This is a genomic window from Mesorhizobium sp. M0870 (assembly GCF_040319775.1).
Taxonomy (GTDB): domain Bacteria; phylum Pseudomonadota; class Alphaproteobacteria; order Rhizobiales; family Rhizobiaceae; genus Mesorhizobium.
The window spans coordinates 103,953-125,377 of sequence record NZ_JAMYOI010000001.1; the positions used below are offsets into that span (position 1 = coordinate 103,953).

21 protein-coding genes are annotated in these 21,425 nt (G+C 62.5%); 10 read left to right on the forward strand and 11 right to left on the reverse strand.

The annotated features are described in order from the left end of the window. Positions 1–290 precede the first annotated feature (290 nt). Entirely contained in the window at positions 291–1,076 is a 786-nt protein-coding gene (locus NKH97_RS00525) for a 2-keto-4-pentenoate hydratase (protein WP_128302998.1), read from the forward strand. On the opposite strand, the gene NKH97_RS00530 is transcribed toward NKH97_RS00525, so the two are convergent. The 5 genes from NKH97_RS00530 to NKH97_RS00550 form a co-directional block, all read right to left on the reverse strand. Next, a complete protein-coding gene (locus NKH97_RS00530; protein ID WP_023812805.1) occupies positions 1,073–1,879 on the reverse strand; it encodes an ABC transporter permease in 807 nt (268 codons plus the stop codon). The genes NKH97_RS00525 and NKH97_RS00530 overlap by 4 nt on opposite strands. Then, positions 1,879–2,712: an ABC transporter permease gene (locus NKH97_RS00535; RefSeq protein ID WP_352795215.1), complete on the reverse strand. Its 834-nt coding sequence runs from the start codon at positions 2,710–2,712 to the stop codon at positions 1,879–1,881. Before NKH97_RS00535 ends, NKH97_RS00530 begins: the two co-directional genes overlap by 1 nt. A 25-nt stretch (positions 2,713–2,737) precedes the next feature. Continuing rightward, positions 2,738–3,853, reverse strand: coding sequence for an ABC transporter substrate-binding protein (locus NKH97_RS00540; protein WP_023812803.1), 1,116 nt, complete (start codon positions 3,851–3,853; stop codon positions 2,738–2,740). Between the two features lie 68 nt (positions 3,854–3,921). Further along, the gene (locus tag NKH97_RS00545; RefSeq protein WP_352795216.1) at positions 3,922–5,016 is read right to left on the reverse strand and encodes an ABC transporter ATP-binding protein; all 1,095 of its coding nucleotides are present in this window, start codon (positions 5,014–5,016) and stop codon (positions 3,922–3,924) included. A 119-nt stretch (positions 5,017–5,135) separates the two neighbouring features. Beyond that, entirely contained in the window at positions 5,136–6,032 is an 897-nt protein-coding gene (locus NKH97_RS00550) for a LysR substrate-binding domain-containing protein (protein ID WP_352609861.1), read from the reverse strand. An 84-nt stretch (positions 6,033–6,116) separates the two neighbouring features. Between NKH97_RS00550 and NKH97_RS00555 the strand changes: the two genes are divergently transcribed. From NKH97_RS00555 to NKH97_RS00580, 6 genes are all read left to right on the forward strand, one after another. After that, positions 6,117–7,736 carry a zinc-binding metallopeptidase family protein gene (locus tag NKH97_RS00555; protein WP_352795217.1) on the forward strand — a complete coding sequence of 540 codons (1,620 nt, stop codon included), beginning with the start codon at positions 6,117–6,119 and terminating at the stop codon, positions 7,734–7,736. Continuing rightward, positions 7,733–8,665 (forward strand): dimethylarginine dimethylaminohydrolase family protein, encoded by a 933-nt coding sequence (locus NKH97_RS00560; RefSeq protein ID WP_352795218.1) that lies wholly within the window; start codon positions 7,733–7,735, stop codon positions 8,663–8,665. The genes NKH97_RS00555 and NKH97_RS00560 overlap by 4 nt, the downstream gene beginning before the upstream one ends. 238 nt (positions 8,666–8,903) lie before the next feature. Further along, complete coding sequence (locus NKH97_RS00565) at positions 8,904–10,343, forward strand: FAD-binding oxidoreductase (protein WP_352795219.1); 1,440 nt, start codon at positions 8,904–8,906, stop codon at positions 10,341–10,343. A gap of 242 nt (positions 10,344–10,585) precedes the next feature. Continuing rightward, positions 10,586–12,739, forward strand: a complete 2,154-nt coding sequence (locus NKH97_RS00570; RefSeq protein ID WP_023812797.1) for a transglycosylase domain-containing protein — start codon at positions 10,586–10,588, stop codon at positions 12,737–12,739. A 119-nt stretch (positions 12,740–12,858) separates the two neighbouring features. Next, complete coding sequence (locus NKH97_RS00575; RefSeq protein ID WP_352795220.1) at positions 12,859–13,443, forward strand: DUF1214 domain-containing protein; 585 nt, start codon at positions 12,859–12,861, stop codon at positions 13,441–13,443. Further along, positions 13,436–14,005 carry a DUF1254 domain-containing protein gene (locus tag NKH97_RS00580; RefSeq protein WP_128302988.1) on the forward strand — a complete coding sequence of 190 codons (570 nt, stop codon included), beginning with the start codon at positions 13,436–13,438 and terminating at the stop codon, positions 14,003–14,005. Before NKH97_RS00575 ends, NKH97_RS00580 begins: the two co-directional genes overlap by 8 nt. Here the strand turns inward: NKH97_RS00580 and NKH97_RS00585 are convergent. Beyond that, positions 14,002–14,190, reverse strand: coding sequence for a hypothetical protein (locus NKH97_RS00585; RefSeq protein WP_023812794.1), 189 nt, complete (start codon positions 14,188–14,190; stop codon positions 14,002–14,004). The two genes, NKH97_RS00580 and NKH97_RS00585, sit on opposite strands and share 4 nt — an antisense overlap. Positions 14,191–14,378: 188 nt before the next feature. On the opposite strand from NKH97_RS00585, the gene NKH97_RS00590 reads away from it, so the two are divergent. Next, a complete protein-coding gene (locus NKH97_RS00590) occupies positions 14,379–15,416 on the forward strand; it encodes a hypothetical protein (RefSeq protein WP_352795221.1) in 1,038 nt (345 codons plus the stop codon). On the opposite strand, the gene NKH97_RS00595 is transcribed toward NKH97_RS00590, so the two are convergent. The 3 genes from NKH97_RS00595 to NKH97_RS00605 form a co-directional block, all read right to left on the reverse strand. Further along, a complete protein-coding gene (locus tag NKH97_RS00595; RefSeq protein ID WP_128302985.1) occupies positions 15,394–15,741 on the reverse strand; it encodes a DUF1491 family protein in 348 nt (115 codons plus the stop codon). The two genes, NKH97_RS00590 and NKH97_RS00595, sit on opposite strands and share 23 nt — an antisense overlap. Positions 15,742–15,970: 229 nt before the next feature. Then, positions 15,971–16,768, reverse strand: a complete 798-nt coding sequence (locus tag NKH97_RS00600; protein ID WP_352795222.1) for a peptidoglycan-binding domain-containing protein — start codon at positions 16,766–16,768, stop codon at positions 15,971–15,973. After that, a complete protein-coding gene (locus tag NKH97_RS00605; protein WP_352774664.1) occupies positions 16,743–18,473 on the reverse strand; it encodes an ATP-binding protein in 1,731 nt (576 codons plus the stop codon). Before NKH97_RS00605 ends, NKH97_RS00600 begins: the two co-directional genes overlap by 26 nt. Before the next feature lie 537 nt (positions 18,474–19,010). Between NKH97_RS00605 and NKH97_RS00610 the strand changes: the two genes are divergently transcribed. Then, positions 19,011–19,364, forward strand: a complete 354-nt coding sequence (locus tag NKH97_RS00610) for a DUF5330 domain-containing protein (protein WP_023812789.1) — start codon at positions 19,011–19,013, stop codon at positions 19,362–19,364. Positions 19,365–19,464: 100 nt separating this feature from the next. Next, a complete protein-coding gene (locus NKH97_RS00615) occupies positions 19,465–19,893 on the forward strand; it encodes a SufE family protein (RefSeq protein ID WP_127292519.1) in 429 nt (142 codons plus the stop codon). Positions 19,894–20,034: 141 nt separating this feature from the next. Here NKH97_RS00615 and NKH97_RS00620 read toward each other — a convergent pair whose 3' ends face one another. Together NKH97_RS00620 and NKH97_RS00625 are read right to left on the reverse strand one after the other, a co-directional pair. After that, positions 20,035–20,460, reverse strand: a complete 426-nt coding sequence (locus NKH97_RS00620) for a Ros/MucR family transcriptional regulator (RefSeq protein WP_013532660.1) — start codon at positions 20,458–20,460, stop codon at positions 20,035–20,037. Positions 20,461–20,901: 441 nt separating this feature from the next. Beyond that, the gene (locus tag NKH97_RS00625; RefSeq protein WP_352795223.1) at positions 20,902–21,270 is read right to left on the reverse strand and encodes an SH3 domain-containing protein; all 369 of its coding nucleotides are present in this window, start codon (positions 21,268–21,270) and stop codon (positions 20,902–20,904) included. Positions 21,271–21,425 lie beyond the last annotated feature (155 nt).

A 21,425-nucleotide genomic window follows, 5' to 3' on the forward strand; every position in this document is an offset into this window, starting at 1 on the left:
CGTCTTTTCCTCCGGTTCCTGCGCTGCCGACTATTGCTTTTCGGAAGCCCGCGTTCTGCGTGTTCTGACAGATATAGCCATTCGACGCGCGGAGGCGATGGCGATTCGTCATCGGAATGATGGATGCTGATGATCTCGAAAGGGCGACTTTGCCAACACCATCGTCCGCGGGCACCGAGCTGTGAACATGGACTCTCGATTCCTGGTCACATATTCTCGCTCCATACAAGGTCGCATGACGCAATGTTCCTTGCCGTTTTTGATCCACGAAGCCATTTCGGAAGCTGATGATGCTCGATGCAGAAAAGACCAGGGCTGCGTCGCGGCTGTTGGTAGGCCACTGGGACAAGGGCACCCGTCTCGACGCCATACCTGAGGCGTTGCGCCCACAAACACGGATCGAAGGTTACGCTATCCAGTCGCACGTCATGGATCGCTCGGTGGCCCCTCTTTTCGGCTGGAAGATTGCCGCCACCAGTCTGGCCGGACAAAGGCACATCAACGTCGACGGCCCGATGGCCGGACGTCTCCTGGCCGAAAAAGCGGTGGAGGTCGGCGGGACCGTTTCCCTGGCGACGAGCAAGATGCGCGTGGCCGAGATCGAGTTCGCTTTCCGCTTCGGCCGCGAGCTGCCGCCTCGTCCGGCACCCTATGAAATCGCCGAGGTGATGGAAGCCGTGGCGACCTTGCACCCGGCGATCGAAATTCCGGACTCACGCTATGACGATTTTTGCGCCGTCGGGGCGCCGCAACTCATTGCGGACAATGCCTGCGCCAATCTGTTTGTCATCGGCGAGGCGGCGGACGACTGGCGAGACGTGGACCTTGCAAAGCACCCCGTGGTCGCCTCCGTTTCCGGAAGGCCGCAACATAGCGGATCGGGAGCAGCCGTGTTGGGCGATCCTCGCATCGCGCTCACCTGGATCGTCAACGAGCTGTCGGGCCTGGGCATAGCGCTCCAACCGGGACAGGTGGTGATTACAGGTACCTGCGTGACGCCGATTGGGGTCGAGGCCGGCGACGAAGTCATTGGCGATTTGGGCAGGTTCGGCAGCGTCTCCGTGCGGTTTGTCTAATAGCCCCCACGCTGCCTGGCCACGAAACTGCGCACCGCCAGCACCAGAACGGTGATGATGATCAGGATCACCGAGAGCGCGGCGATCGCTGGGTCGATGTTGTCGCGCAGGCCCATCCACATCAGCCTGGGCAGCGTGATGGCGTTGACCGAGGTGATGAACAGGGTGACGCCGATTTCTTCCCAGGACAGCACGAAGGAGAGAAGCGCCGCGGTAATGATGCCGAACTTGATGTTGGGCATGATGATGCGGGTGGCGCGCTCCCACACAGTGGCGCCTAAGCCCCGCGCGGCAAGGTCGATGCGGCGGTCGAGCTGGCTGAGCGAGACCAGCATCAGCACCGTGGCGAAGGGCACGGTCATCACCGAATGCGCCATGGCGACGCCAAGCCAGGTGTCGTAGCCGAAGAACGCGCTGAAGCCCGAGATCGAGGTCAGCAGGAAGTAGAGCGTGATCGCCGAGACCACCGGCGGCACCACCATCGGCAGCAGGACGAAGCCGACCAGGGCTGCGGTAAAGCGCGGCTGGAACATCCAGACGCCAAGGCTGAAGCACAGCGCGAGCACGGTTGAAAAGGCGCTGCTGACGACACCGATACGGATTGAGAGCAGGATCGATTGGAGCCAGCGCGGGTCCTCGACCAGCGCCCGGTAGTGGCGCAGCGACAGTTCGCCCGACGGCATAGCCAGCATGCGGCTCGGCGTCAGCGACACCGGGATGACGGCGAGCAGCGGCATCAGCAGGAACAGCGCCACGAAGGCGGCGATGATCAGCGAGACAGGACCGGGGCGGTAGGTCGGCATCAGATCAACTGCTTCGGTCTGACATAGCGGAACAAAAGCGCCATCAGCGCGCCGACGAACAGCACCAGCACGACGCTGATCGCTGCACCCAGACCCCAGTCCGGGCTCTGGAAGATCCTGAGATAGATCAGTTCGGCGATCATGACGCTGCGGCCGCCACCAAGGATCGCCGGCGTGACGAAGAAGCCGAGCGAGAAGACGAACACGATCATCGCCGCGCCGATGATGCCGGAGCGCGTCATCGGCACGAACACCGTCCAGAAGGTGCGCATGCGGCTGGAACCGAGGCCACGCGCAGCTAAAAGCACGCGGTCGTCGACGCTGCGCATGGCCGACGCCAGCGGGAAGACGGCGAACGGAATGAGGAAGTGCGTCATGCCGACGATGACGCCGAATTCGTTGCGCACCAGTGCCAACGGTTCGGAAATGAAGCCGATCGCCTGCAGCCAGGTGTTGATGAGTCCGCGATTGGAGAGCAGCGCCACCCAGCCGAAAGCACGGGTCAGCACGGAAATCCAGAAGGGGACGAGAATGCAGAACTCGGCGATCAGGCGCTGTGCCGGGGTTCCACGCACCCAGACGACGGTGATGGCGTAGGCAGCTGCCACCGAAACGACAGTGACGACCGCCGCGATGCGCAGCGTGCGGATGAACACCGACTGCACGAGATCGTCGGTGAGCAGCGCCTCATACTGGCCGAGGCCGGGCGTCGGCAGTGTAAAGCTCCATTTGACGACGCCGAGGAACGGCCAGGCATAGGTCAGGACAAGAAACAGGAGCAGCGGCGCCATCAACAGCGCCGCGCCCATCCTGTCGGAGAGATAGGATCTCATTTCGACCCGATTACCCCGGCCCTGATCAGGCCGAGATGATCTTGGTGTATTCGTCGAGCGCCGGCCCGTAATTCTTGGCGTACCAGTCCATGTCGAGCGCGATCTGCTTCTTCATGTTCTCGGGATCGACCGGGTTGATGCGCTTCTTGTCGGCCGGGATCAGCGCGTCTGCCGCCGGGTTTGCAGGACCTTGGCCGAGCTTGTCGAACATGACCAGCTGCTTTTCAGGGTCCTGAGCACTGGCGATGAACTTCATCGCAGCGTCCTTGCCGCCGGGGTTGCCCTTGAGCACGGCCAGCGCGCCGGGCGAGATCAGGCCCTGGTCCCAGATGAACTTGATCTTGCCGCCCGAATCCTGCTCGATCAGCGAGGCACGGGTCGACCAGACGATCGCCATCGAGGCCTCGCCATTGAGCAGCACGCTCTGGCTTTCGGCGCCGCCGCCCCAATAGGCAACGACGTTTTCCTTGAAGGCGGCGATCTTGTCATGGGCGCGCTTGAGGTCGAGCGGGTAGAGCGAGGCAGGCGCGATGCCGTCGGCCAGCAGGGCTGCTTCCCAGCTCGACACGCCCCATTTGTAGAGCGAGCGCTTGCCGGGGAATTTCTTCACGTCGAAGAAATCGGCCATGCCGGTCGGCGCGTCCTTGCCGTACTTCTCGGAATCATAGGCGATGACATAGGAGAAGAAATAGGTCGAGGCGGCGTATTCCCAACCAAAGCCGGGCCGCATCTTCTTCTTGTCGACGATGTTGTAATCGATCGGCTCGAGAGCCCCTTGGGCGCCGAGCGTGATGGCCGAGAACGGGTCTACGTCGACGAGATCCCAGGTCGGCGCGCCGCTCTTGAACTGCGCGGCGATGGCGCCTTCGGTCGGACCCGAACCGTCCATCTTGACGGTGATGCCGGTGTCCTTGGTGAAAGCCTGGCCATAGGCGGCATCGTAGGCGGTGATGGCATCGCCACCCCAGTTGACCAGCACAAGTTCCTTGGCCTGCGCAAAGGCACCTGTCGAGCGCAGCAGCATCGGCGTGCCGGCCAGCACGAGTGCCGCCAACTGTGTGAACTGCCGGCGCGAGATCTCGCCGCGACCTGCCCTGGCGGACAGGCTCTCGATGGCTTGTTTCTTGGTGTCATGTGTCATGTCAGTTCCCCTTTTTTGTTGTTGATAGTGCCGGAAAACGGTGCTGCGATATCTCGCCACACCGTTCGTCATTGCCCTCCATGCGGAAGGAGGAAACCCTTTTCCGCCGGCCAGGTGAGCCAGACGGAGTTGCCCTTGCTCAAGGCCGCGGCAGCCACCTCGTTCGGCACCGAGACCGTGACCTTGGCGCCTTGCCGCGTTGTCAGGTCGAGCCGCGTTGCCGCGCCGAGATAGGTGGAGTTGGTGGCGGTTGCGGCGATGCCATTCTCACCATCTGCCGCCTCGCCCGATATCGACATGTATTCGGGCCGGATCGCCAGGATGGCATCGCCGCGCACGAGTTCGGCCTTGCAGCCCATGCTGACCGCGCGGTCTTCGCACAGGCCAGTCGAGCCATTGCCGGCGGGCTTGACCCCCTTTAGGGGCAGCATGTTGATCTCGCCGAGGAATTCGGCGACGAAGCGGTTGTCCGGCCGGTCGTAGACCTCGTCGGGCGCTCCGACCTGCAGCAGCTTGCCATGGTTGAAGATGGCGACGCGCGACGACAGCGCCAGCGCCTCGCTCTGGTCGTGGGTGACGAAGACGAAGGTGGTGCCGGTCTCCTGGTGCAGCCGCTTCATTTCGGCCTGCATCTGGCCGCGCAGACCCTTGTCGAGCGCGGAAAACGGCTCATCGAGCAACAGTACGCCCGGTTCGAACACCAGCGCACGGGCCAGCGCCACGCGCTGCTGCTGGCCGCCCGACAGTTGCGCCGGCAGTTTTTTCTCGTGGCCCTTGAGGCCGACGCGCTCGATCATCTCGCCGACACGGCGCTTGATGTCGACGGCCGATTTCTTGCGCACCTTGAGTGGGAAGGCGATGTTGGCTTCGACGCTCATATGCGGGAACAGCGCGTAGCCTTGGAACACCATGCCGGCGGCGCGCTGCTCGGCCGGCCGGTCGGTGATGTCGACGCCGTCGCTGAGCAGCCTGCCCTCGGTTGGCTGCACGAAGCCGGCAAGGATCATCAGGAAGGTGGTCTTGCCCGAACCGGACGGCCCGAGAAGGGTCAGGAACTCGCCACGGCCGATATCGAGCGACAGATTGTCCAGCGCACGGAACGAGCCGAAGCTCTTGCCGATCCCGATTGCCTTGATCTCTGCGGCACGGCCGGGTTGCTGCATACTGCCCTTTCCCTAACGCTTGTCGAAATCGTAGGCAGGGTGCCGGCTCACCGCAACCGAATAGTTTTCGCGTGATCGGCAAATTCCATTCATCTATGGCGAGATGTCGCCAACTGCCCTCAATACGGCAGAATGCGGTTCTCCTGGAGTTTCGACCGCAGCCATCCCGTGAACGCTTCCAGAACCGGATGCGAAGCCTTGGCATGTTCGGAGACCAGGAAATAGGAGCGCGGCGACTTGATCGCTATATCGAACGGCCTGACCAACCGGCCCTCGCTCAGCGCCCGCCGGCTGGTCAGTTCGTCGCCCATGGCGATGCCCTGGCCGGCAATCGCCGCCGAGAAGACGAGGTTCATGTCCGAAAAGAAGATGCCGCCCTCAATGTCGGGGTTTTCCACCTTGGACAACGCCAGCCAGCGCGCCCAATCCTCGGTGTCATCGAGATGCAGCAGGTTGGCGCGCAGCACGTCCGACGGCCGGGAAAAGCCGCCGATCTTGTTGAGCAGCGTCGGGCTGCAGAGCGGCGTGAACGAGATTTCGCAGAGCGGTTCGACCGCCCGGTTCGGCCAATTGCCGACACCGAACGCAATGAAGGCATCGGCGTCGGCGTTGCTGACATCGTCGAGCCGGCGCGGCGTCAGGATGCGCAGCGCCACGTCGGGATACATCTGCCGGAACTCGCCGATATGGGTGCACAAGAACAGCGAGGCGAAGCCGGGCGTGCAACTGACGGCGAACGAGCCGCCGACGCCGGTGCCGGCATCACGCGTCACCGCATCGCCCAGAACGGTCAGCGCCTTGCGCACGTCGCTGGCATAGCGCTGGCCGCGCGGCGTCAGCGCCACGCCCTTGCCGATGCGTTCGAGCAGGTCGAAGCCGAGGTCGCGCTCCAGCAGGCGAAGCTGATGGCTAACAGCGCTGCGGGTCAGGTGCAACTCGTCGGCGGCGCGCCAGACGCTGCCGTGCCGGGCGAAGCTGTCGAGCGCGCGCAGCGCTTGTGTCGATGGTATACGCAAGGAGCCTCAGGTGAACCGAATTTGCACGAACCGGGAAAACATATCACTTTTTAGCGAACCGCTTCACTGCTTTCTTCTCATGCCATGGAGAAACCGGTGGCCACCTCGGCGCAAGCAACCGCCCTTGCCTGTCTCGACGGCATCCAGCCGTTGTTGTCCGCGTGGACACGCACCATCTTCGATTACGGCGAGACCGCGTGGCGGGAGTATCAATCCGCCGCCTGGTATGTCGAGCGACTGAAACTCGAAGGCTTTTCCGTCGAAGAAGGTTCCGGCGGCATGCCGACCGCCTTCTGCGCGCATTGGACCAACGGCCCCGGCCCGACCATCGGCATGTACGCCGAATACGACGCGGTGCCGGGCAATTGCCAGGATGCCGCTACGGTCGAGCGTCCGCGCCGGGGACTTGGCAACCAGGCCGGCGGCCACACCGACCCGCATTCCGGGCTGGGCATTTCGAGCCTCGGCGGGCTGCTGGCGACCAAGGCGGCGATGCAGCGCCACGGCATATCAGGCACGCTGCGCTTCACCGGCGAGCCGGCGGAAAAGGTGCGCGGGTCAAAGCCGATCCATGCCGCCAAGGGCTATTATGACGGCCTTGCCGGCATGATCTCCTTTCACCCGTTCTACATGCTGCCGCTCTGCAACACGGCGCGCTGGGACACACATTGCGGCGCGGCCTACGCGATGGTCTATCGCTTCATCTGCGACCAACCGGAGCGCTGGGCGCTGGCTGCGGGTGCTGCACCCATTCCGCAAGCACATTCGGCGGCGCGCGCCCCCGGCGCCAACGACGCATTGTTGATGATGTACATGGCCTCCAAGGCTCTGCGCGATTCCATGCTGCCGCATCAGGGCGGCTGGTCGATCAGCGAAGCGATCCTGACGGCGGGACAAGCAACCGCCGACAATTTGCCGGCGGGGCTGGCCGAGATCCAGTACATGATCCGCGTGCCGACGCTTGCCATGGCCGAGCAGGTCACCGCGGTGCTCGACCGCAATGCCGAGGCGGCGGCAGCGATGAGTGGTTGCCGCACCGAGCGGCATTGGGTGTCGAAGTCACGGCCGGGACTTACCAATCATGTAATGGCCGAAATCGCCTATGAAGCACTGTCGACGGTCGGGCCGCCGCGCTGGGACGAGGACGCCAAGGCAGTCGCGCGCGAAATACAGGTCAATGCCGGGCGCATGGCGAGCGACGAGCCGTTCATCGAAGAGTTGGAGCGCTTGATCGAGCCGCAGGCGGCGGAAGCGATCCTGCGCCGCGACCTGCCGCCCTCGCAAGTCAACTCGACCTCCGACGATTACACCGACATGTCGTGGCATGCGCCGACGGCGCGCTTCTATGTCGCCCGCCCGGCGCTGCGTTCGGAGACCGGCTATCCCTATCCGTCATGGGTGATGAATGCGTTGGGCGGTATTCCCGCCACCATCGACCCGATGGTGGCCTGCGCCTCCCGCACGATCGCGCTCGCCGCCCTTCGCCTGCTCGAGGACAAAACCGCCCGCGATGCGGCGATGAATGAATTCGTCGCCCGCACCGGCGGCGGCATAGGCGGCTCGAACTGGATCGCGCCGCTCTGCGACTACGAGCCGCCGATTGGATTTCGTTGGCCTGAATATGTCACCACTGCGCGTGGACGCGACTGGTGGATACCGAGCAATCAGACACCCCCAAGTCACCTCACGAGGAGCATCCCATGACCGTTCATGACCGCATCGTCGCCGAGCCGTTTTCGCTGCAGCGCCGGAACCCCGCCGGCGGCACCAAGCCGCTGACCGCCTGGGGCTTCGCCAACGAGACCGACGTGCTGACCGACGTCCTGCTCGGTTCGCCCAATTTCCTGCGCCATCTGTCGACCAGCTCGCTGTCGCGAAAGCATCTGCGCGAGGCGCCCTGCAACGTCCAGATCGCGCAGGCGCAGCACAAGGACCTGGTCGCCGCCTACGAGCATTTTGGTGTCAACATCCACTGGCACGAACCGACGCCGGAGCTGCCAATGCAGGTCTATTCCCGTGATTCCAGTGTCATGACGCCTTATGGCGCCTTCATCACCGCGATGGCTAACTGGTGGCGGCGCGGTGAGAACTATGCCGCCATCCGCACCTATGAAAAGCTCGGCATCCCGATCTACGACATGGTCACCGCCGGCACCTTCGAGGGTGGCGACTTCAACGTCATCGAGGATGGCGTCGTGCTGATCGGCTGCGGCGCCGCCCGCACGCAGGAGGAAGGTGCTCGCCAGGTGCAGGCCTGGTTCGATAGGGAAGGTTGGGAAACCCGCATCGCCTTCATCGACGAGTATTATGTTCATATCGACCTGATGGTGGTGCCGATCGCCGAAAAACTGACCGCTGTCTGCCTCGCCTGCACCGAACCCGGCATTGTCGACTGGTTGAAGGGCAAGGGCCACGAGATCATCGACGTGCCGTTCCAGGATACGATGGCGCTCGGCTGCAACTTCATGTCGCTCGGCAAGGACCGGGTGATCGCACCGACCTCCAGCCAGACGCTGATCGGCCAGCTCAAGGCGCGCGGTTTCGAGGTCGCGGCCGTCGACATGAGCGAGATTTCCAAGACCGGCGGCGGCATCCACTGCATGGCGCAGGCGCTGAAGCGCGAACCGGCCTGAGGAGTGGGATAGCGCTACGCTGCTTCGCTCACATTCGTCAGCATGATCGGCATCCGGGCGGCCGAGGGTGCAAGGTCGCGCGCGCAAAACGGCTGAGATCGCCGGCTGGCGGCACCGTGTGCCCCGCTTGCGAGTCGCAACGCTGCCCGATGCGAAACTTGCGCGATAACTAATATAAGCGCACAGTAAAAAACGTCTTTTGGGAGAGGACAGCTCATCTGCAAATCGGGAGGAAACCATGAACACCATGAGCCTCACCACGCTTGAACGCGGCAAAACGACAGTCGACGCCGCAGCCCTGGAAGCGTTTTCGGCACAATTGCGCGGCAAAATGCTGAGCGAAGGCGATGCCGCGTATGACGAAGCACGGACCGTCTGGAATGCCACGGTCGACCGGCTGCCCGGGCTGATCGTGTGCTGCGTCGGAGCTTCTGATGTCATCAGTGCCGTGAATTTCGCCAGGGAGAACAGGCTTCTCGTCTCGGTGCGCGGCGGCGGCCACAACATTGCCGGAAGTGCGGTCTGCGATGGTGGCCTGATGATTGATCTGTCATTGATGAAATCGGTGCGGGTCGATGTCGCTGCGCGGCGGGCATGGGTCGGGCCTGGCGCGACGCTTGCCGATGTCGACAAGGAAACGCAGGCCTTCGGGCTGGTGGTACCGACCGGCATCAACTCGACCACCGGCATATCTGGCCTGACGCTGGGTGGCGGCTTCGGCTGGATCACCCGCAAATTCGGCCTGACCATCGACAATCTTGCCTCCGTCGATGTGGTCACCGCCGATGGCAAACTGCTCCGGGCCAGCCATGCCGAAAATCCCGACTTGTTCTGGGCGCTGCGCGGTGGCGGCGGCAATTTCGGCGTCGTCACGGCATTCGAGTTCGAACTCCATGAGTTTGGACCGCAAGTGCTGGCGGGGCTTGTCGTCCATCCCTTCGCCGATGCCGAAAAGGTGCTGCGGGAGTATCGCAAGGCGCTCGAGACCGCACCTGACGAGTTGACCTGCTGGGTGGTCATGCGGCAGGCGCCGCCGCTGCCCTTCCTGCCCGCGGAGTGGCATGGCAAGGAGGTTCTGGTGCTGGCCATGTGCTATTGCGGCGACATCGAGGCAGGCGAAAAGGCGACGCAAAAACTTCGAGCCATCGGCACGCCGATTGCCGATGTCGTGGGCCCCAGCCCGTTCACCGGCTGGCAGCAGGCATTCGACCCACTGCTCACGCCCGGCGCCCGCAACTACTGGAAGAGCCATGACTTCACCGAGTTTTCCGAGGAGGCGGCTGCGGTCGTCAGGGGGGCAATAGCCAGGCTGCCGGGACCCGAATGCGAGATATTTATCGGCCATGTCGGCGGCGCGGCAGGTCGCGTCAAGGAGGACGCAACGGCGTTTCCACAGCGCAGTTCGCATTTCGTCATGAACGTTCACGCCCGCTGGCGCGAACCGACGATGGACAAGGCTTGCACCGACTGGGCTCGTTCAATCTACGAGGCGGCCAAGCCTTATGCCGCCGGCACCGCCTATGTGAACTTCATGCCGGAGGACGAGGTCGACCGGGTCGAAGCGGCCTATGGTGGCAACCATCGACGGCTTCTGGAAATCAAGCAGCGCTACGACCCATTGAACCTGTTCCGCATGAACCAGAATTTGCGCCCGAAAGAAAGCCTGCGAGCTGCTTGAGGCGCGCCCGTGCTGCAGTGATAAAAAAGCACACGTCGCCGCTGGAGGCGCGGGCTTTTGCTGTCACATGCTGTTGGCGTCGAGTTGTATTCCCGGCCCGGCCCATCAGCAACAAACCCGATACTGTGTCTTCGCCGCCCTTGTGAGTGCTGGAAAAATGGAGGAATAGTCTTGTGGAATGCATCGCCCTGAAATTGCCGGTTTGCGGTTCTCAGGTCGTGCAATTGCTAGCCGGATATCGAATGGCCAGTCCCGAACCGCGCAAGAGAAGAGGTCCGATCGCCGCCCGGCTGCTGGCGCTCGACGCGTGGATCGATTCCTCGCTCTACGAGATCGGCTTCAAGGCGCGCCAGTTCTGGGAATCGGCGACGATCTTCTCGCGGCGCTTCCGCGTCAACGGCTGGCGCCGTGGCATCATCGAACTGCTGAGCGAAGGTTTCACGCTCGGCGCCGTCGGCATCGTGGTGATGCTGGCGCTGGCCATTCCGGCTTTCCAGGACACTGCCGGCGACTGGCGCGCCCAGGGCGACTTCGCCGTCACGTTCCTCGACCGCTATGGCAACGAGATCGGCCAGCGCGGCATCATCCAGCGCGATTCCGTGCCGGTCGACGAGATGCCCGATCACGTCATCAAGGCGGTGCTTGCCACCGAGGACCGTCGCTTCTTCGATCACTACGGCATCGATGTGCTCGGCCTTTCGCGCGCCATCTTCGAGAATGTGCGGGCGAACTCCGTCGTCCAGGGCGGCTCGAGCATCACCCAGCAATTGGCCAAGAACCTGTTCCTCACCAATGAGCGCACGCTGGAGCGCAAGATCAAGGAAGCTTTCCTGTCGCTGTGGCTCGAGGCCAATCTGTCGAAGAAAGAAATCCTGCAGCTCTATCTCGACCGCGCCTATATGGGCGGCGGCACGTTCGGCATCGAGGCGGCCGCCGACTTCTATTTCGGCAAGAGCGTCAAGGACCTGAACCTCGCCGAAGCGGCGATGCTGGCCGGTCTGTTCAAGGCGCCGACCAAATACGCCCCCCACATCAACCTGCCGGCGGCGCGTGCGCGCGCCAATGTGGTGTTGTCCAACCTTGTCGATGCCGGCTTCATGACCGAGGGCCAGGTTTTGCAGGCAAGGTTGCATCCGGCCGACGTCGTCGATCGAGGCGAACAGAAGAGCCCGGATTATTACCTCGACTGGGCATTCGACGAGGTCAAGAAGATCGCCAAGCCCGGCCAGCACTCGCTCGTCGCCCACACGACCTTCGACGCCAACATCCAGAAGGCGGCGGAAGAATCGGTGGAATTCCACCTGCGCCAGTTCGGCAAGGAGTACAACGTCACCGAGGGCGCGGTCGTGGTCATCGAGACCAACGGCGCCGTGCGCGCCATCGTCGGCGGCCGCGACTACGGCGCCAGCCAGTTCAACCGCGCCACCAAGGCGCTGCGCCAGACCGGCTCGTCATTCAAGCCCTATGTCTACGCAACGGCGATGGAACACGGCTTCACTCCCAACTCCATTATTTCCGGCGGCCCGATCAGTTGGGGCAGCTGGTCACCGCACAATTACAACGGCGGGTCGGCGGGCAACGTCACCTTGATCATGGCAATGGCCAAATCGATCAACACCGTGCCGGTGCGGCTGGCCAAGGATCATCTCGGCATCGGCCCGATCAAGGCCATGGCCGAGGCGATGGGTGTGGAATCGCCGATCGAAGCACACAAGACGATGGTTCTCGGCACCTCGGGCATGACCGTGATGGACCAGGCGACGGGCTACAGCGTGTTCGCCGACAATGGCTTCGTCGGCTCCCGGCACGGCGTCAGCCAGCTCGTCACCCGCACCGGCGAGGTGGTCTATGATTTCGCCAAGGATGCGCCGCCGCCGCACCGGGTGCTGTCGGAGCAGGCACTGAAATCGATGAACACCATGCTGGCGGCAGTGCCGGTGATGGGCACCGCGCGGCGGGCTCAACTTCCCAACATCGTCGTCGCTGGCAAGACGGGCACGACGCAGTCCTACCGCGACGCCTGGTTTGTCGGCTTCACCGGCAACTACACGGCGGCGGTGTGGATGGGCAATGACGACTTCACGCCGACCAAGAACATGACCGGCGGCTCACTGCCGGCGATGGTGTGGCAGCGACTGATGGTCTACGCGCACCAGAATATCGACCTCAAGCCGATCCCGGGCATCGACAAACCTTTCGTCGACGAGGAGATCGCGGCCAAGGCCGAGGAAGCGCTGAAGAAGAGCGACGAACAGGCGGCGGCCAATGCGGCGGCCGAGCGGCCGCCGGTGCTGTCCAGCCGCACGACCCAGACGCTGCGGGACATGACCACGCTGTTCCAGTCGGCCCCCGTCCTCAGTACGCCTCAACCGCCGGAGACGCTGTCGGCGCTGTGATCTTTCCGACTGGGCAGGTCTTTCAACTGGTCCGGGGCGGCAAATCCATCGGCCCGCTTGCCACAAGGCCCCGCGCCGCGATATCCCCGAGCGGCAACTCTTCGTGTTCCCGGCCCCTCATGCTCAAGAATGCCTTCCTGACGCTGCTTTCGCTTGCCATAGCCATCGTCGGCGGTGGCGGCAGCGTCTGGTATGCGCTGAAAGTCCAGGATGGTGTCGGCGCCATCAGGATCGGCCAATGGACGGCCTTTCCCGATATCGGCACGCCGGCCGCCGATCCCTATTCCAAGGCCCGCGTGGCGCGCGAGGGTGTGCTTGCGCTCGGCCGCGCCGAGGGGCTGTCCTTCGTCGCCGAGCGCGACACGGGCGGCGCCGAGCTCAAGCGCGAATGCACCTACACAATCGAGGGTGGTTTCCCGACGGCACGGTTCTGGACGCTTTATGCCGCCGACCAGTCGCTCGGCGTGGTCGAAACCGGCAAACCCCGGCTGGCGGCGCTGCAATCCTATGGGGTGGTGCGCCAGCCCGACAATTCGGTGATCATTTCCGCCGGCCATCACCCGATGCCGGGCAACTGGCTGCTGACAGACGGCTCCGGCAGGATGTATTTCGTGCTGACCTTCTACGACACGCCGATCGCCAGCAGCACCGGCCTGTCGGACGTCTCGCTGCCGCATATCGTCAAGGTCGGCTGCAATGCGTAGTTTTTACGCTGCGATGCGCGGACTTCTGCATGCTGTCCTGCTCGGGCTGCTCGGCGCCGGCATCGTGCACATCGCCGTGCTGCTGCTGGTGCCCGAGTTTTCCGAACGCGATGCCTGGTCGCGGCTGTCCATGGCGTCGGATCTCTACAAGATGACGCGGCTCGATGCCGAGGCCGGTGGCGCGCCCGTGGTGAAATCCGTCGACCCGCTGTTTTACGCGACGGCCTGCCGGTTCGATCTGGGCGAAGGCATGGTCCGCGTCAAGGCACCTGGACATGTCCCGTTCTGGTCGGTCTCGGTCTATGACCGCAGCGGCCACAACATCTATTCCTTCAACGACCACACAGCGACCGGCGGCGTTCTGGATGCCGTCGTGCTGACGCCGGCGCAAATGATCGACGTGCGCAAGGACCTTCCCGAGGATCTTCAGGGGGCGATCTTCGTCGAAGCGCCGATCGAGGAAGGCATCTTCGTCATCCGCGCCTTCGTGCCCGACAGCAGCTGGAAGCCGATCGTGTCGCACTTCTTCGAACAGAGTTCCTGCGAGTTGCAGGACTTCTAGTGATGCGGGACCGGCTTCGTCCCTGGCGAGCCCGGCTTGTCGGGATCGACCGGCCGCACTTCGCCGGCACACGGCCGCTCGTAGCGGATGCCGGGAAAGATGATCACCGCCGCCGGCATTTCAGCGGTTTGCTTTACTCTGGTGTTTGGTGCCGTACGCGGCACGAAAGACAGTACCATGCCCATGGTTCGCGCATTCCTCTCGGTTTCCCCGGAGCACAACGCAACGCCTCCAAATGTCATTAAGGCCGGCAGAGGGTTAACGGAACGCTAACGGATCGCCGCTAACTTGATCTTTGTTCTTGGCGCTCGCGAAACCGGCACAGTCCCGGTCGAGCGCGGCCAAGCTTGTGTCGAGTACGGGCGTATCCTTCGTGTCATCTTCGGACTTCAGGCAAATTGCGGTGCGAAAAAACTCGGGAAAGGCCGAAAGGCTGTTCCGCGCCGCGGTGTCGGCGTTCTGCTCGCTCACCCGCCCTTCACGTCGCGAAATCGGTCAACTCGAAGACCTGACACTGCCGCTGTTCAATGACGTGTCCGTCGAATCTCGCCGTTACGTGGCAGCCGCCCTTTCCGAATGCGAATACGCCCCCGCCGCCCTGGTGCGCCGCCTTTGCGAGGAACCGGTCGACATTGCCGCGCCGCTGCTCATCCGCTCACGCGCCGTCAGCGACATCGATCTCATCGCCCTGATCGGGCGACATGGCCTGCCGCATGCGCGTGCCATCGCGCGCCGCAAGAGCTTGAACCCGACCATTGCTGATCTGATCAGGGCCCTCGAGAGGCCAACCCTGGTGCGTGCGCCGGACCCGGATGCGAACGCCGCTGCAGCAGACAAGATCGCGCCAGCGAGCGCGGAAAGCGCCTCCGGCGAGCTGGCCCGGGAACAGGCACTCGGCATCGCGGCTGAGAATGCACGGCGCAGGCTGCGCTCGATGATGCGCACCGGCGACGAGGCGGCAGCGACGGGCGCCGATCCTTTCAAGGGCGCCGACACCTATGTGAAATTGCGCGAGACAGCTCTGACGGGAAACGCCGCGTTCTTCCAAACCGCGCTCGCCGATGCACTCGATATCGATTTCGAGATCGCGCGATCGCTCACCGCCAACCAGAATTACGCCTCGCTGCTTGCCGCCTTACGCTCGCTCGACCTCAGCGAAGACAGGGCCTTCCTGATCACGGTTGCCGTCTATCCCAGCCAGTTCCCGCATCCGCAGGCTATCCGGACTTTCCTCGACCGTTACCGGCTGCTGCATCGCGAAGCGGCCCAGGACAAGATGCGGTCGTGGCGGGCGGAAACCCTTTCAAGGGCGGTTCGCGGCGCAGCACCTGCCAACAGCGATACAGGCACCGCTTCGAACAGCGACGATGCGGCTGATACCTCCGGCCTCAGGGCGTCTTCACGGAAATAAGCTCCTCGACGGGCACGGTGCCGGCCTCGATCTCGACCACCCAGATATCGGGATCGAACTTTTTCTCCCTTTCCAGCCTAGCGTCGAGCACCGCGGCATCCTCGCCGGCTCCGAGCAGAGTGAAAAACCGGTCGTCGGGCTTGGCCGAATCATAGCTTGTCTGCGGCGCCGGCCCGAACAGGGCAACCTCACCCAGCCTGCCCCGCGCCAGCACGAACACAGCGCCGGCCTCGGTCGCGCCGCGCTTGACCACGGCGGCAAATCCACCGGCGCTGAAAACCCGGCGCAACAGGGCCGAGACCCACAGATCCGATGTGACACGCATGAGAAAACTCCGCGAATGCATGTCGCCCAAAAGGTGGGTCCCGGTTTTGGAACAACGGCATGCATGAGAACAAGGCAGGCGGGTTCTCTAAAGTAGTTTGCCGTTTCAAGGAAACGGCAAACTACTTTAGCCCTTGTTTGACGCGATTCCGGACGGAAAACCGTTTCACACTTTTCCTGGAATTGCTTTGTCGATATTTCCCCCGCTGGGCGAGCCGTCGTTTCAGCCGTCAGTTGGTCAGGCCGATCTCGCGCATCTTGACGTAGACGATCTCATCGGGCTCGCCGGTCTGCGGCAGCCCGAACAGCGACTGGAATTCCTTGATCGCTGCCTTGGTGCGCGCGCCGACGACACCATCCAGCTGCATGTCGTCATTGCCGAACGCCTTGAGCCCGGCCTGGATCTTGACGATGCGGGCATCGGGCGCTTGCGTCGCGGCATTCGCCTGTCCGGAATTTGTCTGTCCCGAACCTGTCTGCAAAGACACCGGAACGGCGGCCGACGTATCCGGACGCGGCTGCGGCCTGGGTACCACGGAAGCGGTTTTCGGCGTCGCGCCCAGTTGATCGAGCAGAAGCGCGTCGATCTCGCCGGACGTGTTGAGCCCAACCTTCTGCTGATAGTCCTGGATAGCCTTGCGGGTGTTGGGTCCGGAAATGCCGTCGACCGTTCCCGAATAGAAATCGAGATCCTTCAATATGCCTTGCACCTGCTCGACAACCGGATCGCCCTTGATCGGTGCCGGCGCGCCGGATGGCCGCACGATGTTGAACGTCGTTTCCGGCTCGTCGGGCGCCGCGTGCGGAAAACCCGCAATGCTGCGGGTCGCGAAGAATGCGCCGGCATGCGGGAAAGGCTGGTACCACAAGGCATTTGCGGAGACGTAGAACAGCGTCACCAGGAATGCCGTCGAGCCGCCCACCAGGACAGGGTTGCGCGAGATCATGCCGCCGACGACGACAGCGCCGTCCTGAAAGGCGTTGCTGCGGCGCTTGACCGCCTTAGCCTGTTTTGCGGAGCGAGCCATTTCTGTCCCCTTTCGCCATCGCTACAGGCATGGTCAGCACGCCGGCCTTCTCCGCCTGATGTCCCTTCGGTCCGTTCACCGGCAGGCTGATGGTCACCGTGGTGCCCTCGCCCGGCATGCTTTCGATGGACATCGTGCCTTCGTGGAGCGCCACCAGACCCTTGACAAGTGAAAGGCCAAGACCAGTCCCCTCGAAACGGCGGGTATAGTCGTTCTGGATCTGCATGAAGGGCTTGCCGAGATTGGCGAAATCCTCCTCGGCGATGCCGATGCCGGTGTCCCTGACCCAGAAATGCAGGCGCGAACCGATCCGCTTGGCACCGACGACGACGTCGCCGCCGTCGGGGGTGAACTTGATCGCGTTGGAGACCAGGTTGATGAGCATCTGCTGCACGGCGCGCTGATCGGCATTGATGTCGCCGGCGTCCGGCGCGATCTGCGCCCGCAGATCGATGTTCTTGGCCTGCGCCTGCAGTTGCATCATCGACTGGCACATGTCGACCGCTTCCGCGAACCGGAACGGCTCGGGTTCGGTCGCGTAAACGCCCGATTCAATCCTGGACACGTCGAGTATCGAGGTTACGACGGCGAGCAGATGCTGGCCCGAATCCCGTACCAAGCCGACATATTCCTTCTGGCGCGGATCCTTGAAGGCGCCGAACATCTCGTGCAGCAGCATATCCGAGAAGCCGATGATGGCATTCAACGGCGTGCGCAGTTCGTGGCTGACCACCGCCAGGAAGCGCCCCTTCGCCACCTCGGCGGATGCGGCCGCCTCATTGGCCGCCGCGAGATCCTCGCGCAACCGGCTGATCTCGTCATTCTCGCGCAGGACGAGCGTAAAGACGCCACCCTGTTCCTCACCACGCACCAGATCAAGCGAGAACGGCCGGTAATTGTCGGCCGTCAGGCTATTGCCGTTCTGAGGCAGCCGGATGCGCAATTCGAGCCGGCGCGACAGCGCACCGTCGCGCATGTCGGCCATCGCGCTGAGATAGGAAACGCGATCCGACAGATGGACGCGATCGAAGAGGCCGTTTCCGGACAGCAGTTCGGGCGGCAGTTTCAAAAGCGTGCGGGCCTTTGGCGACGCGTCCAGTACCTCGCCATGACGGGCAACGCGCAAGACCACCGCATCGATGATGTCTTCGAGCCGGTCGGCAGTGTCGACCACAGCCGCGTCGGCGGTGTTTTGAAACGCCGATGCACGCGGCATCAGTGTCAGCGCCCACACCAACGGCACCAGCCAGTGCCACGCCGCGATCTGCGCTCCTGCGAAAGGAAATACGGTTCCAGCCAAAGGCTGAGCCAGGATGGCGACAGCGGCCGACACGGCTCCCCACAGTGCTGCACGTCGCGAGCCGCCGATCCACCAGGCTTCGAAAGGCAGCGCCAAGACAAGCATGGCGACAGGCGAACCCAACCCGCCCGCGGCGGCAATGAGACTGCCGAGCGAAATGCCGGCCAGCACCAGGGCGACCCGACTCGCCATCGCCATCTTGCCGGTCGCTGCCACCAGCAAGGCGACGAACCAGCACAGGCCAAAGGCGGCGAAGATGGCGGCCATGGTGACGGCAACGCCCATGCCTGAAGTGACCAGCGTGACCGCGGCGCCGGCGGCAAAGAAAGGAGCGGCGAGCATGACGCCGATGAAACGGCGCTGGCGCTCGCGGTCGCTCCGCCCAAGGATGGACGGATGGACCATACGTTCGCAACCGGCAGAAATCGCGCCAGGCAATTCAACGTATCTGGCCTTGATTGAACTCAACTCAACGCACTCGCACTTGTCGTGGACAGCTCTGCTTTGCAGATGGTTCTGGTTGGCTTTGAAACTCGCATCCAGCGTTTAAGGAATGGATAAGGCAGGGCCGACCAAGGCCCTGGCCTGCGGCAAATATCGGGATGCCGGCCGCCGAAAGCACGGGCAAATGCAGCCATAGTAAACGGAGAGTTATCCGGCGACGGCACCTATCGGACAGAGCGCACACGGCACTCGGACTTCCACATTCCAAGAAAAATACAGGAAAATCATGGGGATATATGGTTATTTGTTGTTAAGGAAAATCACTGGCAATTGAGACAAAACGATTGCAGAACGCTTCGTCTCGAATTTGCCTAAAATTTGAGGAAAATTCTCTCTTTGCCTGCAAGCCGTCCTTTGCGCCTGTGTGCCAAGATCCTGCCTACAAAAGAGGTCATGCCATATGGATGCATGATCCGGTCACGACGAGAGGGCAAGGGCATGGTCTTCCTCATAAGAATGGCTTTCTGGTTTTCGCTGGTGCTGCTGGCGCTGCCGCTGACTGTCGGCCCCGATGAATCGGGCCGCGAAAGCGTCGGGCCGATCCAGGCCTTGTTTGCGGCACGCGAAGCGGTTGGCGATATCGCCGGCATTTGCGAACGCAAGCCCGATGTCTGCGAGACCGGCAAGTCGGCAATGCACACCATCACCGCCCGCGCCAAGGAGACCGCCAAGATCGCGGCAGCGATAATGGACGACAAGTCCGCCGCCAGCCCCGACACATCCACGATGACCGGCAGCCTGCCCGAAGAAATCGTCTTGCCCGAGACCGTCAACCTGCCGCCTCAGAATTAAGCCGTTTCGACGGCGCACCGCGGGCTGTCTGCCCTCTCGACGCCCGCGGTGTCCTTGTTTTTTCCGTGACGCGGCGCCGCCGCGTGACTATATCCGGGCCATGACCACCACGATCCAGACGATCCGCGACGATTTTTCGTTCCTCGAGGAATGGGAAGACCGCTATCGCTATGTCATCGAACTCGGCGAGGCGCTGCCGCCATTTCCCGACGAGCAGCGCAGCGCCGCCAACAAGGTGCCGGGATGCGTGAGCCAGGTCTGGCTGACCACCGAACGCGGAGCTGGAGCCGACCCAGTCATCACCTTCACCGGCGATTCGGACGCTCATATCGTGCGTGGGCTGGTTGCGATCATGCTGGCGCTGTTTTCCGGCAGGACCGCCAGCGAAATCCAGCAGACCGATGCGGAAGCGACATTGAAAGAACTCGGCCTCGACGAACATCTGTCGCCGCAGCGCGCCAACGGCCTTCGCTCGATGGTCAAGCGCATCAAGCGCGACGCCGAGGCAGCGCTCAAGCAGACCGCCTGACACCTCCACACCCGATCCGCGCGTCGCGGCGCGCAAAAATCAAACGGCGCCCGAAGGCGCCGTTGATGTCGATCCGATCTGGCTTATTTTAACGCAATTCCCAAGGGAAAGCTCTATGCGCTGGAATTGCTCTGGCAGCGATTACCGCGCTTTGCGCTTGCGGCCGAGGCCCATCTTCTTGGCAAGCTGTGACCGGGCAGCCGCATAGTTGGGTGCAACCATCGGATAGGTCGGGTCAAGGTTCCACTTTTCGCGATACTGATCCGGTGTCAGGTCATAGTGGGTCATCAAATGACGCTTCAGCGACTTGAACTTCTTGCCGTCTTCAAGGCAGACGATGTAGTCGTCATGAACCGACCGCTTCGGGTTGACCGCCGGCTTCTGCTTGTCGGCAGGCGGCTGTTCGGCGGTTCCGCCCACACGCCCGAGCGCAGCATGGACATCGGATATCAGGTTCGGCAATTCGCCGACCGGCACGGGATTGTTGCTGACATAGGCGGCCACCACATCGGCGGTCAATTCGATCAGCGCATCGCTGTTTCTGGAAGGTGTTTCGACAATATCCATGGTCTTCGGGCCCCAACAAGAGTTACATCGATCTGCGCCCTTTTTTACAAGCAGGGCATCGCACGAATTTTGTGCAGGTAGAGTTTCTACGATTCGTGTCGCGGGCACATCAATGAGCGCGGAGACCAAGTAAGTCAATTCGGCCCTTACGCTATATTGAACGATATTGATCAATTATTCCACGATCAGCTTCAATCTTTCGTGCATTGTGTAATTTATCGATATTTCGCGCTCCCGCCGGCGGCGGCTGACGTAACGTCAGATCGCCGTTACATTCGTGGCAACTCACGAAACGGGTTTTAATGTTTGATCTTGCTTGGCTATCGCCCGAGCAATATTGGTTGTTCACATTTATCCACAAAACCATAGGTTGCCGTGGTCATACGTAAGCAATCATGCATGCCTGTCATCCAACCGATCGGCTGATTGCTGCCGCGTCAATCATTGCGGGGTGATGTATTTGCCATAGGCCCAGCCGGTGATGAAATTGCCGTTCTGGGCCGGATCATGCCAGACTTCGCACCAGCGATAGCGAATCTTCTGTTCCTGCTTCCATGCCGGCTGGTTGGCGATGTCGAGCAGGTTTATTCCGCCGGTGCATCGCCCGCTCATCTGCAGAACGGTCCCGTTCGGATATCCCGCCTGCTTCTGGGATGTGCCCGAAGGGTATTTGCGTAGATTGAGCGTATCGCCGAACGGCACATTGGCCACTTGCCAAGCCGCGAATACGGTCGCATGAGACTGGCCGGCAAAGGCCAGAGTTAGTGAAGCAACGGCGAAAGCCGCAGCAGTCCGAGACCAAATAGTCATCATCTCTCCTCCCGGCTCATCTCCTGGAGCCGACACAACCCATACGCTGTGGCTCTTGAACCTGCCCTGAGCGGCGTGTTCATTCGCCGTTCAAGATATTTCTCCATTTGAGATGGTCCATTCAAGATACTGGCCCATTCAAGATACTGGCAAAG

Excerpts from the sequence above, each read along its gene's own strand:
- NKH97_RS00525 (WP_128302998.1), top strand. The coding sequence starts at position 291 with ATGCTCGATGCAGAAAAGACCAGGGCTGCGTCGCGGCTGTTGGTAGGC.
- NKH97_RS00530 (WP_023812805.1), bottom strand. The coding sequence starts at position 1,879 with ATGCCGACCTACCGCCCCGGTCCTGTCTCGCTGATCATCGCCGCCTTC.
- NKH97_RS00535 (WP_352795215.1), bottom strand. The coding sequence starts at position 2,712 with ATGAGATCCTATCTCTCCGACAGGATGGGCGCGGCGCTGTTGATGGCG.
- NKH97_RS00540 (WP_023812803.1), bottom strand. The coding sequence starts at position 3,853 with ATGACACATGACACCAAGAAACAAGCCATCGAGAGCCTGTCCGCCAGG.
- NKH97_RS00545 (WP_352795216.1), bottom strand. The coding sequence starts at position 5,016 with ATGCAGCAACCCGGCCGTGCCGCAGAGATCAAGGCAATCGGGATCGGC.
- NKH97_RS00555 (WP_352795217.1), top strand. The coding sequence starts at position 6,117 with ATGGAGAAACCGGTGGCCACCTCGGCGCAAGCAACCGCCCTTGCCTGT.
- NKH97_RS00560 (WP_352795218.1), top strand. The coding sequence starts at position 7,733 with ATGACCGTTCATGACCGCATCGTCGCCGAGCCGTTTTCGCTGCAGCGC.
- NKH97_RS00565 (WP_352795219.1), top strand. The coding sequence starts at position 8,904 with ATGAACACCATGAGCCTCACCACGCTTGAACGCGGCAAAACGACAGTC.
- NKH97_RS00570 (WP_023812797.1), top strand. The coding sequence starts at position 10,586 with ATGGCCAGTCCCGAACCGCGCAAGAGAAGAGGTCCGATCGCCGCCCGG.
- NKH97_RS00575 (WP_352795220.1), top strand. The coding sequence starts at position 12,859 with ATGCTCAAGAATGCCTTCCTGACGCTGCTTTCGCTTGCCATAGCCATC.
- NKH97_RS00580 (WP_128302988.1), top strand. The coding sequence starts at position 13,436 with ATGCGTAGTTTTTACGCTGCGATGCGCGGACTTCTGCATGCTGTCCTG.
- NKH97_RS00585 (WP_023812794.1), bottom strand. The coding sequence starts at position 14,190 with ATGGGCATGGTACTGTCTTTCGTGCCGCGTACGGCACCAAACACCAGA.
- NKH97_RS00595 (WP_128302985.1), bottom strand. The coding sequence starts at position 15,741 with ATGCGTGTCACATCGGATCTGTGGGTCTCGGCCCTGTTGCGCCGGGTT.
- NKH97_RS00600 (WP_352795222.1), bottom strand. The coding sequence starts at position 16,768 with ATGGCTCGCTCCGCAAAACAGGCTAAGGCGGTCAAGCGCCGCAGCAAC.
- NKH97_RS00605 (WP_352774664.1), bottom strand. The coding sequence starts at position 18,473 with ATGGTCCATCCGTCCATCCTTGGGCGGAGCGACCGCGAGCGCCAGCGC.
- NKH97_RS00610 (WP_023812789.1), top strand. The coding sequence starts at position 19,011 with ATGGTCTTCCTCATAAGAATGGCTTTCTGGTTTTCGCTGGTGCTGCTG.
- NKH97_RS00615 (WP_127292519.1), top strand. The coding sequence starts at position 19,465 with ATGACCACCACGATCCAGACGATCCGCGACGATTTTTCGTTCCTCGAG.
- NKH97_RS00620 (WP_013532660.1), bottom strand. The coding sequence starts at position 20,460 with ATGGATATTGTCGAAACACCTTCCAGAAACAGCGATGCGCTGATCGAA.
- NKH97_RS00625 (WP_352795223.1), bottom strand. The coding sequence starts at position 21,270 with ATGACTATTTGGTCTCGGACTGCTGCGGCTTTCGCCGTTGCTTCACTA.